Origin of the sequence: Candidatus Vagococcus giribetii (assembly GCF_017316185.1) — a bacterium.
Lineage (GTDB): Bacteria > Bacillota > Bacilli > Lactobacillales > Vagococcaceae > Vagococcus > Vagococcus giribetii.
Genome location: NZ_JAFLVX010000015.1, coordinates 1 through 13,536, shown reverse-complemented (window position 1 = coordinate 13,536; position 13,536 = coordinate 1). Strand labels below are relative to the sequence as shown.

14 protein-coding genes and 1 other annotated feature are annotated in these 13,536 nt (G+C 36.2%); of the genes, 11 read left to right on the top strand and 3 right to left on the bottom strand.

What is annotated here, in order from left to right:
• Positions 1–62 precede the first annotated feature (62 nt).
• The 6 genes from DOK76_RS04975 (at position 63) to DOK76_RS04950 (ending at position 5,646) form a co-directional block, all read left to right on the top strand.
• Positions 63–938 (top strand): AraC family transcriptional regulator, encoded by an 876-nt coding sequence (locus DOK76_RS04975; protein ID WP_206965412.1) that lies wholly within the window; start codon positions 63–65, stop codon positions 936–938.
• A 79-nt stretch (positions 939–1,017) separates the two neighbouring features.
• Positions 1,018–2,097 (top strand): Gfo/Idh/MocA family protein, encoded by a 1,080-nt coding sequence (locus DOK76_RS04970; protein WP_206965411.1) that lies wholly within the window; start codon positions 1,018–1,020, stop codon positions 2,095–2,097.
• Between the two features lie 25 nt (positions 2,098–2,122).
• Positions 2,123–2,848, top strand: a complete 726-nt coding sequence (locus DOK76_RS04965) for a ThuA domain-containing protein (protein ID WP_206965410.1) — start codon at positions 2,123–2,125, stop codon at positions 2,846–2,848.
• Positions 2,849–2,851: 3 nt separating this feature from the next.
• Positions 2,852–3,604: a sugar phosphate isomerase/epimerase family protein gene (locus DOK76_RS04960; RefSeq protein ID WP_206965409.1), complete on the top strand. Its 753-nt coding sequence runs from the start codon at positions 2,852–2,854 to the stop codon at positions 3,602–3,604.
• A gap of 3 nt (positions 3,605–3,607) precedes the next feature.
• Positions 3,608–4,576 (top strand): sugar phosphate isomerase/epimerase family protein, encoded by a 969-nt coding sequence (locus DOK76_RS04955; RefSeq protein ID WP_206965408.1) that lies wholly within the window; start codon positions 3,608–3,610, stop codon positions 4,574–4,576.
• Positions 4,577–4,593: 17 nt separating this feature from the next.
• Positions 4,594–5,646, top strand: coding sequence for a Gfo/Idh/MocA family protein (locus DOK76_RS04950; protein WP_206965406.1), 1,053 nt, complete (start codon positions 4,594–4,596; stop codon positions 5,644–5,646).
• 62 nt (positions 5,647–5,708) lie between these two features.
• Here the strand turns inward: DOK76_RS04950 and DOK76_RS04945 are convergent, their stop codons facing one another.
• A complete protein-coding gene (locus tag DOK76_RS04945) occupies positions 5,709–7,637 on the bottom strand; it encodes a heavy metal translocating P-type ATPase (protein ID WP_206965404.1) in 1,929 nt (642 codons plus the stop codon).
• A gap of 193 nt (positions 7,638–7,830) precedes the next feature.
• Entirely contained in the window at positions 7,831–8,400 is a 570-nt protein-coding gene (locus tag DOK76_RS04940) for a GNAT family N-acetyltransferase (protein ID WP_206965402.1), read from the bottom strand.
• Positions 8,401–8,649: 249 nt separating this feature from the next.
• Here DOK76_RS04940 and rplK point away from each other — a divergent pair, with 249 nt between their 5' ends.
• From rplK to rplL, 4 genes are all read left to right on the top strand, one after another.
• The gene (gene rplK / locus DOK76_RS04935) at positions 8,650–9,072 is read left to right on the top strand and encodes a 50S ribosomal protein L11 (RefSeq protein ID WP_206965401.1); all 423 of its coding nucleotides are present in this window, start codon (positions 8,650–8,652) and stop codon (positions 9,070–9,072) included.
• Positions 9,073–9,182: 110 nt separating this feature from the next.
• Positions 9,183–9,872, top strand: a complete 690-nt coding sequence (gene rplA, locus DOK76_RS04930; protein ID WP_206965399.1) for a 50S ribosomal protein L1 — start codon at positions 9,183–9,185, stop codon at positions 9,870–9,872.
• Between the two features lie 49 nt (positions 9,873–9,921).
• Positions 9,922–10,047: a sequence feature (ribosomal protein L10 leader region), on the top strand.
• Between the two features lie 36 nt (positions 10,048–10,083).
• A complete protein-coding gene (gene rplJ / locus DOK76_RS04925) occupies positions 10,084–10,587 on the top strand; it encodes a 50S ribosomal protein L10 (protein ID WP_206965397.1) in 504 nt (167 codons plus the stop codon).
• Positions 10,588–10,656: 69 nt separating this feature from the next.
• Positions 10,657–11,025: a 50S ribosomal protein L7/L12 gene (rplL, locus tag DOK76_RS04920; RefSeq protein WP_206965395.1), complete on the top strand. Its 369-nt coding sequence runs from the start codon at positions 10,657–10,659 to the stop codon at positions 11,023–11,025.
• A 54-nt stretch (positions 11,026–11,079) separates the two neighbouring features.
• Here the strand turns inward: rplL and DOK76_RS04915 are convergent, their stop codons facing one another.
• Positions 11,080–11,877, bottom strand: a complete 798-nt coding sequence (locus DOK76_RS04915) for a DUF92 domain-containing protein (RefSeq protein ID WP_206965393.1) — start codon at positions 11,875–11,877, stop codon at positions 11,080–11,082.
• Between the two features lie 141 nt (positions 11,878–12,018).
• Here DOK76_RS04915 and DOK76_RS04910 point away from each other — a divergent pair, with 141 nt between their 5' ends.
• Positions 12,019–13,464 carry a nicotinate phosphoribosyltransferase gene (locus DOK76_RS04910; RefSeq protein ID WP_206965392.1) on the top strand — a complete coding sequence of 482 codons (1,446 nt, stop codon included), beginning with the start codon at positions 12,019–12,021 and terminating at the stop codon, positions 13,462–13,464.
• Positions 13,465–13,536: the final 72 nt, after the last annotated feature.

Here is a 13,536-nt window from a genome sequence, read left to right as displayed (position 1 = left end):
TTTATCCTATTTCCTATAATTTGCTATACTTAGATTCAACTAGTATGAAAGGAAGTCTTCTAATGAGTCTATACTTAGAAATACCCAAATGGTCAGAGGTGTTTCCTTTGATTATTTTTGAAAATGAAGGAGAAATCATTGTGCCTCCTCATTGGCATAAAGAAATTGAAATCATTTACGTGACCAAGGGCTCAGTGAATATTGGGTACAATGATCAGATTGTTCAAGTTCATGAAGGTGAGCTATTTGTATTTGGTAGTGGGGAAGCCCACTATTTTATGGCATCCCCTGGAAGCAATCGACTGGTCTATCAGTTTGACTTAAACCTCTTTAGAGACAAAACGTTTAAGGAGAAAAGTCACTTAGAGATTATTAAATTGTTTGAAAAAGCTGAAAATCATAGTGTCTATTGGCCTCTTGAAACAAAAGAAAAGGTCATCGCTTACTTGAAAGAATCCTTCACAGAAATGGCGGAACAACAGCCAGGATATGAGCATGTTGTAATAGGCAATTTATTAAAATTAATGGCTCTTTACTATAGAGAAATTCCTCAAAAACCTGAGATGTATCAACAAGTCACTTTTTCAGAAGCCGTTAATAATCAAGAAACCCTAGAGCGGCTAAATGATGTTTTTATGTATATTGAAACCCATTATAATGAAGTGGTTACCCTAGAAGAAGTTGCTGCGGTGATTGGTTTTAGTCCCTTTTATTTTTCACGATTCTTTAAAAAGAATACTGGACAAACCCTTATGCAGTTTTTAACGGATTATCGTATCAACCAAGCTAAGTATATTTTATCTCACGAAAAAATTCCTATGATAGAAGTAGCAGAAAAGTCAGGTTTTAATAGTGTTAAAACCTTTCATCATGTATTTAAAGAACAAGTGGGCATGTCACCACTAAAGTATCAAAAGGCAATATTCGGGAATATTTAAGCGAGAAACAAGGAAGAAACCCCTACCAAAGTTTTGTAGAATGAAGTCACAAACAAAACTTTAGTGGAGGTTTTTTATTATGACGTTAAAAATTGGGATTATCGGCTGTGGTGGTATTGCAAATGGAAAGCACATGCCTGCTTTAAAACAAGTTAAAGAAGTTGAAATGGTGGCTTTTTGTGATATTGATTTAGAAAAAGCAGAAAAGGCCAAAGAAGAATTTGGAGTAGCGGAAGCTCGTGCTTACACAAACTATGAAGATTTATTAAAAGACACAAGCATTGATGTGATTCATGTGTGTACACCAAATAATTCTCATGCAGAGATTTCTATTGCAGGACTTCATTCAGGAAAACACGTTATGTGTGAAAAACCAATGGCTAAAACCAGTGAAGAAGGTAGACGAATGGTTGAAGCTGCTAAAGAAACAGGAAAAAAATTAACGATTGGCTATCAAAATCGTTTTAGAACAGATTCTCAATATTTGCACCAAGTATGTGCTGATGGTGAGTTAGGCGATATTTATGTAGGAAAAGCTCATGCTATTCGTCGTCGAGCTGTTCCAACTTGGGGTGTTTTCTTAGATGAAGAAGCTCAAGGTGGAGGTCCATTAATCGATATCGGGACACATGCTTTAGACTTAACCCTATGGATGATGAATAACTATAAACCAAAATACGTAGTAGGAAATGCTTATCACAAATTATCTCAAACAAAAAATGCAGCTAATGCTTGGGGACCTTGGAATCCAGAGAAATTTACAGTTGAAGATTCAGCTTTTGGGTTTGTGACTATGGAAAATGGTGCATCTATTTTCTTAGAAGCTAGTTGGGCCTTAAATAGTTTAGAAGTTGATGAAGCTAAAACAACTCTTGCTGGGACAAAAGCAGGAGCTGATATGAGAAATGGCTTAACGATTAACGGGGAAGATCGTGGTTTATTATATGAACGTCAAGTGGAGTTAGAAACAGGTGGCGTTGCCTTTTATGATGGCGAAGGCTCAGATCCTGCGGTTTTAGAAGCAGTTTCTTGGATCCAAGCAATTATAGAGGATAAAGATCCTGTAGTTAAACCAGAAGAAGCTTTAGTCGTAACAGAAATTTTAGAAGCTATTTATGAGTCCTCTAAAACAGGAGAACCTGTTTTTTTAAACAACTAACTTAAGTGGAAAAGGTGATTAGAAAATGATACATGTCACAGTATGGAATGAATACCGTCATGAACTGACAGACGAAAAAGTAAGAGAAGTGTACCCAAATGGGATTCATGAACAACTAAAAAGTTTTTTACAAGAAGAGTTTGTGGTAAAAACAGCGACTTTAGATGAGGCTGAACATGGGTTAACAGAGGAAGTTTTAGATGAGACAGATGTCCTAATTTGGTGGGGGCACATGGCTCATGATGAAGTAGCAGATGAGATTGTCAATCGTGTCCATGAACGTATCCTACAAGGCATGGGACTAATTGTTCTTCATTCAGGTCATATGTCAAAAATTTTCATGAAATTAATGGGAACTAGTTGTGATTTAAAATGGCGTGAGGCAGATGAAACGTGTCGTATTTGGAATGTGAATCCAAGTCATCCGATTACTGATGGGATTGGTGAATACATTGAACTTGAAAAAGAAGAAATGTACGGAGAACACTTTGATATTCCCGCACCAGACGAGTTGATTTTTATCAACTGGTACCAAGGCGGAGAGGTCTTTAGAGGTGGTTGTACCTATAAAAGAGGAAACGGTAAAATCTTTTATTTCCAACCAGGACACGAAACGTATCCCTCTTACTACCACAAAAAAGTCCAACGTGTGATAAAAAACGCAGTTCAGTGGGCCACACCTAGTCAGAGTACTTATCCAAGCTACGGGCATCATCAACCACTTGAAACCTTAGAGAATTGGAAGGGATAAACAATGAAACCATTAATTAGTTTACAACTTTGGAGTGTTCAAGAAGCTTGTGCTGAGGACTTTGAGTCAGTCTTGGAGCAAGTTAAAGCCTTTGGTTACGACGGTGTGGAATTTGCTGGTTACTATAATAGAAAAGCCGAAGCAATTAAAGTTAAATTAGCAGAGCTGTCTTTACATGTATCAGGTGCTCATGTTGGTTTTGAACAGTTAAGAGATGAGTTTGATGAAACAGTCGCTTTTGAAAAAGCATTAGGAAACGAAGTGCTTATTGTGCCTTACATGGATGCCCCTTCAGAAAAAGAATGGGAAGAACAAATTCTGATATTAAAAGAGATTAGCGACAAGCTAAATAAAGAAGGGTTAACTCTAGGTTATCATAATCACGCTCATGAACTAATGGCAATTCCTCAAGTGAATATCTTAGAAAAAATGATTGAGTTAATTCCCACTATTCAATTAGAAGTGGATACGTATTGGCTTGCTTATGCAGGGGTAGACGTGATTCCTTGGTTAACAAAACATCAACAAAATATAAAGTGGCTGCACTTAAAAGACATGCGTGTGACAGGTGAGGAAAAAGAAAGCACAGAGATTGGTAAAGGTATATTACCTATTGATCGTTATCTAGATTGGGCTAAAGAAGCAGAGTTAGACTGGGTTGTCATCGAGCAAGAGGCATTTCAAGAGTTAACACCAATGGAAAGTGCCAAAATAAATGTGAAGACTTTAAAAGAATGGAAAGAGAAAGGGAGATAATCAATGAAATTAGGCGTATTTACACCTTTGTTCAATCAACTAAGTTTTGATGAGATGATTGAAGCAGTGGCTAAAAGAGGACTTCAAACAGTGGAAATCGGCACAGGTGGTTCACCTGGAAATGCTCATTGTGATATTGATAAACTATTAGTTTCTAGTGATGAGAGAAAAGAATACTTAAGTAAACTACAAGCAAATGGTCTTGAAATCAGTGCGTTTAGTTGCCACAATAACCCTGTTTCACCTAATAAAAATGAAGCGAAGGAAGCAGATGAGCTATTAAGAAAAACCATTCAATTAGCTTCATTGATGAATGTCCCTGTAGTTAACGGCTTCTCAGGAATCCCTGGAGGAAACGAGACAGACACAACTGTTAACTGGCCAGTTTTACCATGGCCAACAGAATACGCAGACATTTATAATTATCAATGGGAGAAAAAACTCATTCCCTATTGGAAAGATATAAATGATGTATGTAGTCAGTCAGGTGTGAAGATTGGAATTGAGCTACATGGTGGCTTTTCTGCTCACACGCCTTTTACCATGTTGAAATTAAGAGATGGTGCAGGGAGTCATATCGGTTGTAATTTAGATCCTTCACACTTGTGGTGGCAAGGGATTGATCCAGTTGGGACAATCAAAATTTTGGGTAAAGAAAAAGCGATTCATCATTTCCATGCTAAAGATACATATCTAGATCAAGATAATATTAACATGCATGGTCTAACAGACATGCAACCTTATGGAGATGTCCAAACGAGAGCATGGAGCTTTAGGTCAGTAGGCTGTGGACACGACATGAAAGAATGGTCAGATATTATTAGTGCTTTAAGATTGTATGGCTATGATTATGTATTGAGCATTGAGCATGAAGATCCATTGATGTCAATTGATGAAGGATTTGATAGAGCAGTAACGAATTTGAAATCAATCATGATTCATGAGCAACCAACAGATATGTGGTGGGCTTAAAGCTAGGAGGTAAAGAAATGGAAGCAATTAATTTTGTCGTCATTGGCTATGGTGGTATGGGAAGTTATCATGCCAAAGAACTTATTGCAGAAACAACAGGTCTCAATGTGGTAGGTGTTTATGATATTAAAGAAGAACGTCTGACTCAAGCTCAAGCAGATGGATTTAAGACTTATGACAGTCTTGAAAACGTGCTAGTAGCTGCGGAAGTCGAAGCTGTTTTAATAGCGACACCAAATGACTCGCACAAAGAATTAGCGATTCAAGCTATAAAAGCAGGTAAACATGTTGTTTGTGAGAAGCCAGTGATGATGAATACCCAAGAATTAGAAGAAGTCATGGCTCTTGCTCAATTAGAGAGAAGGACTTTCATGGTTCATCAAAACAGACGTTGGGACAATGATTTTTTAATTATTCGTGACTTGTATAACCAAAAACAAGTAGGGGATTTATTTCAAATTGAATCACGTGTTCAAGGAGCAAACGGAATTCCTGGAGACTGGCGTCATCTAAAAGAACATGGTGGCGGCATGTTACTTGATTGGGGCGTACATTTGTTAGACCAACTCTTATTTATGGTGGATAGTCCACTTAAGACAGTGGCTGCAGACTTAAGTTTTGTTTTAGGAGATGACGTTGATGACGGTTTTATTAGCTATCTGACCTTTGAAAATGGGGTTAAGGCTATTGTCGAAGTCGGAACAACTAATTTTGTGAAGCTACCAAGATGGTATGTCAGAGGGTTTGAAGGGGCTGCTGTGATTCAAGATTGGGACTTATCAGGTGAAATCGTGAAACAAACAGGAATCATTGACCACCATAATTTAGTGCCCATTCAAGCAGGTCAAGGTTTAACTAAAACCATGGCACCTCCTTCAGAAGAAGCTACAACCACATTACCGATTAAAGAGGTAGCACCAGAGTTTGATTCTTTCTATCGTAATTTTTACAACGTTGTTAGAAACGAGGCGGATCCAATTGTTAAAAACACTGAAGTGTATAGAGTGTTAAAACTAATTGAAACAATTTTTGAAGCCGCAGAAAAGCAACAAGTGTTACCGTTTGAATAGATTAAAAAATGTTTAAATAACAAAAAACTCTAACCGGTTATTAATCAGTTAGAGTTTTTTTATTAGTCTTTAATAGGTTTTAATAAACGTAAACCATTGAAGAGAACAATGAGGGTACTTCCTTCATGGGCTAAGATACCTAGTGGTAAATTCATTTTACCAACAATGTTGAGGATAACTAGTAGAGCTACAATAAACATTGAAAAGGCAATGTTTTGCATAACCACTTTATCAAGTCGTTTTGACACTTTATGAGCGTAGCTAAGTTTGGTTAAATCATTTTTCATTAGAACCACATCAGCCACATCGATGGCAATGTCTGTTCCTTCACCCATAGCAATACCGATGTCTGCTTTCACAAGAGCTGGAGCATCATTGACACCATCACCAACCATAGCAGTTGAACCGTATTTTTTCTCTAGTTCTTCAACAATTGCTGATTTGTTTTCAGGTAAGACGTTACCAACTACTTCATCCATACCTAATTGTTTAGCTACAGCTTGACCGGTTTTTTCAGCGTCTCCAGTAATCATTGTTGTGTGAATACCTTGTTCATGCAGGTAGGCAATGACTTTTTTAGCATTGTCATTTGGTAAGTCCATCATAGCGATTAGCCCAATGACATAGTCATCTTCTGAGAAGAAAACCACTGTTTTACCATCTTCTGCCAATTTATGATTTAGTTGAGCCAGTTCTTCAGGTACTTGGGTAAACTGACTAGGTTTTCCAATACGATAGTCTTTATTTTGGTAATTAGAAACGAGTCCTTTACCAATTTGATTGTCGATGTCTAAGTTGATTTCTTCAGTCACAGTCAGGTGATTAAGAATAGCATCAGCTAGAGGATGGTTTGCTTGTTTTTCCATCGCTGCAATAATATTTGAGTAATTTTGTGCTTTTTCTTGATGGCTTTCGATAAAGACAACATCTGTAACTTTAGGTTTACCTTCTGTTAAGGTTCCTGTTTTATCAAAAGCTATAGCTTTAATACCTTCTAAGTTAGATAGGTAAGAACCACCTTTAAATAGAACCCCGCGTTTAGCCAAATTTGAAATACCAGAAAGAGTAGCGGGAACGTCACTAGCAGCTAAAGCACAAGGAGAAGCGACAGTTAAGAAAACCATACCCTTATAAAAGCTATCGTACCAAGTAGCACCAAAGATTAGTGGCATTGCTACAATATAAAGAGCCACGATGATCATGACAGCAGTTACGTATTTAGGTTCTAATTTTTTAATTTTTGTCGCTTTTTTAGAAAGATTACTTTGAGATTGATTAACCAACTCAAGAATTTTGGCAAAAACTGTTTCTGAGCTATCTTTAGTTACCTCAATCGTGATAGCACCGTTGCCATTAATGGTACTACCATAAACATCATCACCAACAGTTTTTTCAGCCGGGATACTTTCTCCATTTATAGAAGATTCATCAATAGAAGTAAAACCAGCAATAATTTTTCCATCTGTTGGAATTTGATCCCCATTTAAGACTTGAAGTTTATCACCAACGACTAAAGAACTAACTTCAACAATTTTAGTTGAGCCATCAGGTTGAATAAGTCGGGCTTCGGTTGGGTTCATATTCATTAGATTTGTAATTTCACGCTTACTTTTACCTTCAGCGTATTCTTCTAAAAAGTGAGCACCAGCAAAGATTAAGATAAGTAGAGCACCTTCTCTGAAGTCACCGATGATCGCTGCACCAATAGCAGCCAGAGTCATCAGAATGTGGACATTTGGGGTGAATTTTTTGAATTCTTTTGTTTGGTTAATCGTATCCTCCACACCTTCAATAATGATATGGTAGCCAGATAGAAAAATAGTAAGTGTTCCGAGAATATTTTGCCATAATGTGGCAGAAACAAAGTAGCTAAGTATGAAAGTTGCTAGACCAAGAAAGAAAAGAACAACAGGCAGATTACCGTGATTGTGTTCATGAGTGTGTTCACTTTGACTGTGGTCATGCTCTTGAGCGTGTGTATGCTGAGCCATAATAAATCCCTCCTAAAATAATATATGTTTTTATTTTCATATGAACGATTGTTCATATATAGTATAGAACATTTTAGGTGAATTAGCAAGGGATATCCGTATTAAAAAGAAAAAAAGAAACATTAAAAGAAAAGTGTCTTTCTTTTAATGTTTCTTACTATTATATGTTAATTAGCCTACATTTATATGTTAATTAGCCTACATTTTTTTGTAGATGATCGTAACGATGATTGGCAATATCAATTTCACCAACTTTTGAAAAGCCGTTATTTAAATAAATACGTCTAGCACTTTCATTAACTTTATCCACGTTTAATCCAATTGCAGGACATTCTTTTTCTTTAGCAATTGTAGAAAGTGAATCTAATAACTCTCTAGCAACACCTTGGCCTCGGAAATTAGGAGAGGTAACTAGAGTATCTAAGTACCATTCATTTTTGAAGGTTTCTAATTCGTGGAAAAATTTATGTTCTTCAGTTAAGCCGTTTTCTAATAATAGTTGAATGAAGTCGTCATCAATTGATGTTTCAATATGATCAGGGTAGCCAAAAGCCACACCTGCAACTTGATTATCAATTTCTTTAACAAGCGCATTTTTAAACCCATAACGGTAATTAGGTTTATCAACAAAGGCAGTTACTAGTAGTTCTTTAACTTGCTCTTCAGAAATTTTGTTAAATACCTCAAGTTCCATATCTCTTAATACAATCATCACTAAATCCATTGCTTCACTAGCATCTTTTGGTTGGGCTAGTCTTATCATAAAACACATTCCTTCCTTATTTATAAGCTTACTTTACACTCTATCACGGCAAAATTTTAACTGCAAGGAATAGGCTGATTCCATTAATATATCTAAAAAAGTCATAAATAGGGTTGCTTTTTTTTTGCATATTTTATATAATGTCAAGGTACGTGTTTTACACACGTGCTTCTTTTTTGATAAAGAAGCGTGGGAGGAGAAATTTTCATCTCCATTAAACCACATCACGGACTTAAGGAGGTATGTCTCGTGGCAAAGAAAGTAGAAAAATTAGTTAAGTTACAAATCCCAGCAGGGAAAGCAACTCCAGCACCACCAGTTGGACCAGCATTAGGACAAGCGGGTATTAACATTATGGGATTCACAAAAGAATTCAACGCTCGTACGGCTGATCAAGCAGGATTAATCATTCCTGTAGTAATTTCTGTATATGAAGACCGTTCATTTACATTTATTACAAAAACACCACCAGCTGCAGTATTACTTAAAAAAGCTGCTAAAATCGAAAAAGGTTCTGGTGAGCCAAATTCTAAAAAAGTTGCAACTGTAACTAAAGATCAAGTAAAAGAAATTGCTGAAACTAAAATGCAAGACCTAAACGCAGCTGACGTTGAAGCAGCAATGCGCATGGTAGAAGGTACTGCACGAAGCATGGGTATCACTGTAGAATAATTTTTTATTCTATTGATACTAGAAGTAGCTTCTCAGTCGGTTTATATTGAAAAGTATAAATTCCGTGGGAGGTTCGACCGTTATAACCACAATCAAGGAGGAAACACAAAATGGCTAAAAAGAGTAAAAAAATGCAAGATGCATTAAAAAAAGTAGACGTATTAAAACATTATTCTGCAGCAGAAGCAGTTGCTTTAGCTAAAGAAACAAACATTGCAAAATTTGACGCAACTGTAGAAGTTGCTTACAACTTAAATGTAGATCCTAAAAAAGCGGATCAACAAATCCGTGGAGCTATGGTTTTACCTAATGGTACTGGTAAAACTCAATCAGTTTTAGTTTTTGCTAAAGGCGAAAAAGCTAAAGAAGCTGAAGCTGCTGGAGCAGACTTTGTTGGCGATGCTGACATGGTTGAAAAAATTAAAGGTGGATGGTTTGGTTTTGACGTTGTTGTTGCAACACCAGACATGATGGCGCAAGTTGGTCAATTAGGTCGTGTGTTAGGACCTAAAGGATTAATGCCTAACCCTAAAACAGGAACTGTTACTATGGACGTAACTAAAGCTGTTGAAGAAGTTAAAGCTGGTAAAGTAACTTACCGCGTTGACAAACAAGGTAACATCCATGTACCAATCGGTAAAGTATCATTTGACGATGCTAAATTAATCGAAAACTTAAAAGCAATCCATGAAGTGATTGTTAAAGCTAAACCTGCAGCAACTAAAGGTCAATACATCAAAAACTTAACAGTGACTACAACATTTGGTCCTGGAGTTAAAGTAGACGCCTTATCTCTATAATTTTTAGAAAAAAACTTGTCCTAGGCAACTATCTGTGTTATAGTTGTCTAGGTTAATAATAACTGTACCGAAGACAGTAGGTGACGTAAGTCTTAATTTCCTACCGAGGACGATATTGAATGAAATCAATGGTCCCTCTATGTCAACGGTGGCATGGGGTTTTTTTATGTTAAAAAAACTCCACCATCTAATATTTACGGAGGTGAAACAAATGAGTGAAGCATCAATCGCTAAAAAAGCTCAAGAAGTTGAAGTTGTTACTGCTAAATTAAAAGAAGCTGCATCAGTAGTCGTTGTTGATTACCGTGGTTTAACAGTTGAACAAGTAACAGATTTACGTAAACAATTACGTGATGCAAACGTTGAGATGAAAGTTATCAAAAATGGTATCTTACGTCGTGCTGCTGAAGCTGCTGGATTAGAAGGTATGGGAGACGTATTCGTTGGACCTACTGCCGTAGCATTTAGTAACGAAGACGTAGTTGCTCCAGCTAAAATCATGAATGATTTTGCTAAAACTGCTGATAAATTAGAAATTAAAGGTGGTATTATCGAAGGTAACGTATCTTCTATCGAAGAAATCATTGCTCTTGCTAAATTACCAAACCGCGAAGGTTTACTTTCTATGTTACTTTCAGTATTACAAGCTCCTGTCAGAAACGTTGCATACGCAGTTAAAGCTGTATCAGAAGCAAAAGAAGAAGAAGTTGCTTAATTGTAATTTCGCTTTAAACTAAAAAACTAAAAATTAATCTTATAAAAGATTACAATGGAGGAAAATATAATGGCATTAAACGTTGAACAAATTATTGCTGATTTAAAAGTATCAACTATCTTAGAATTAAATGACTTAGTAAAAGCTATCGAAGAAGAATTTGGTGTATCTGCTGCTGCTCCTGTAGCTGCTGCTGGTGCTGGTGAAGCTTCTGCTGCTGCAGAACAAACTGAATTCACTGTAGAATTAACTTCTGCTGGAGATTCAAAAGTTAAAGTTATCAAAGCAGTTCGTGAAGCAACTGGTTTAGGTCTTAAAGAAGCTAAAGCTTTAGTTGATGGCGCTCCTGCACCAATCAAAGAAGGCGTTTCTAAAGAAGACGCTGAAGCATTAAAAGCTTCATTAGAAGAAGTTGGAGCTTCAGTAACTGTAAAATAATTTTTATAGTTGAAGTAATCAAAGAGGTTGAGACATTTGTCTCAACCTCTTTTTTTAGTTTGTTAATAAAAAAGTGATAATAGCAATACAAGAGGTCGCTATTAAGTTAACACCATCATTTGATAGCCAAGTCACACCGTGGACAAGTTTGTTACCTGTTGCTTGTTCTGTTAATTCATTGTTAGTTGTTTGATATGTTCTTTGGAACAAACTGCCTAGTAAGCTGTCCAGTAGAGAGGTGAAGAAGCCTAAAACTACTATCGAAAATAAGTGTTGCGTGGTTGTCTCTTGGTAGAAGAGTTTACTAAAAATAAAAAAGATTAAAACGGCAAACAAACTACCGAAAAATGAAGCGATTAAACCTAATAAACTCACGCCACCAGAAAGTCCAGTAGGTAAAGGTTTGAATGTGGTGATATCAATTGGTTTTCTTTTACTCAACATACCAATTTCAGAAGCCCAAGTATCGGCTGTTGCTCCTGCTAATGAGGCGAGGCTTCCTAATAGAAAACTGTTATTTGAAGTGAATGTGTAAAGTAAGATGAAAATAGTAGCAGGTAGAGTATTTGCTAGAATTTGGAAATAATCTCTAGGTCCGTTCTTTTCATGGATAACAGTTTCTTTAGATAGACTATCAGGGAAGAGAACTTGTTTGATCAAGTTAATGACTAAAGAAGAACCAAATAAAAAAATAACCGTTGCCCAAATAGGTATGTTGCCTGTTAATGCTAAGCTAGTTCCAATAAAAATCGTTGCAAAAATGCCTGAAAAAGAAATGGCATGAAGAAAATAACCGCTTATAGCGATGAATGTACTACCGATAAGTCCGAGTATTAGTAAAAAAATAAGCATAAGGACCTCCTTTATTTGTCTGACACAATATATCATGTAAATGGACTGAAAAGAAAGGGAAAAAGGTTGAGAAAGTTTTTTATAAGACGTAAAATATAGAGTGAGACTTTAAGTCAGAACAGAATTGGAGAAGACAGATAAATGTACAAAGATGATAGTTTAACCCTTCACACGGATTTATACCAACTTAATATGATGAAAACTTATTGGGAGTTAGACCGTGCAGACTTACATGCAGTTTTTGAGTGTTACTTTAGAGACATGCCTTTTAAACATGGTTATGCCATTTTTGCTGGTCTAGAAAGAGTTGTTAATTATCTAGATCATTTAACTTTCACAGAAAGTGATATTGCTTATTTAAGAGAAGTAACGGAATACCCGGAAGAATTTTTAACTTATTTAAAAGAGTTTAAATTTACTTGTACCGTGCGTTCAGTTGTTGAAGGCGAGATGGTTTTTAATGATGAGCCTTTATTCCAAGTAGAAGGTCCTTTAGCTCAATGCCAGTTAGTGGAAACAGCTATTTTAAATATTATTAACTACCAAACGTTGATTGCTACAAAAGCGGCTCGTGTTAGAGCAGTTTGTGAAGATGATTTGGTTATGGAATTTGGTACAAGACGCGCGCAAGAAATGGACGCTGCTATTTGGGGGACTCGCGCTGCTTATATTGGCGGATGTGACGCAACAAGTAATGTTCGTGCTGCTAAGATTTTTGGTATGCCGGCATCAGGAACTCATGCTCATAGTTTAGTGCAATCTTATTTAGATGATTATGAAGGATTTAAAGCTTATGCTAGCACTCATAAAGATTGTGTGTTCTTAGTAGATACATTTGACACTCTAAAATCAGGTGTGCCAAATGCGATTCGAGTGGCAAATGAAATGGGTGACAAAATCAACTTCTTAGGTGTACGTATTGATAGTGGAGATATGGCTTATATTTCTAAAAAAGTACGTCATCAGCTAGATGAAGCTGGTTATACAGATGCTAAAATTTATGCGTCAAATGATTTAGATGAATCCACTATTTTAAACTTAAAAATGCAAAAAGCTAAAATTGATGTATGGGGAATCGGAACTAAACTTATTACAGCTTACGATCAACCTGCCTTAGGTGCTGTATACAAGCTTGTATCAATTGAAAATACCCGTGGTGAAATGATTGATACGATTAAATTATCAAGTAATGTTGAAAAAGTATCAACGCCAGGGAAAAAACAAGTGTGGCGAATTACTGGTAAAAAAGATGGTAAGTCTGAAGGGGATTATGTGACCTTGTGGCATGAAGACCCAAGAGATCAAAAGGAGCTTTATATGTTCCATCCTGTTCACACGTTTATTAATAAAACAGTGACGGATTTTGAAGCTCGTCCAATTCTTCGCGATATTTATATTGAAGGTGAGCGTGTGTATGATTTGCCGAAACTTCAAGATATTAAAGAATATGCGAAAAGTAATTTAGATTCCTTATGGGAAGAGTATAAACGTAATTTAAATCCACAAAAATACCCAGTAGACTTATCAATGGAATGTTGGCAACATAAATTAAATACCATTGAAAAAGTTAAAAAAATGGTTAGATAATAATCTCTTTAAGATAAAAAGTGAGACATAGAGGACACCTCTTATGTCTCACTTCAGATTGAAGACAAACTA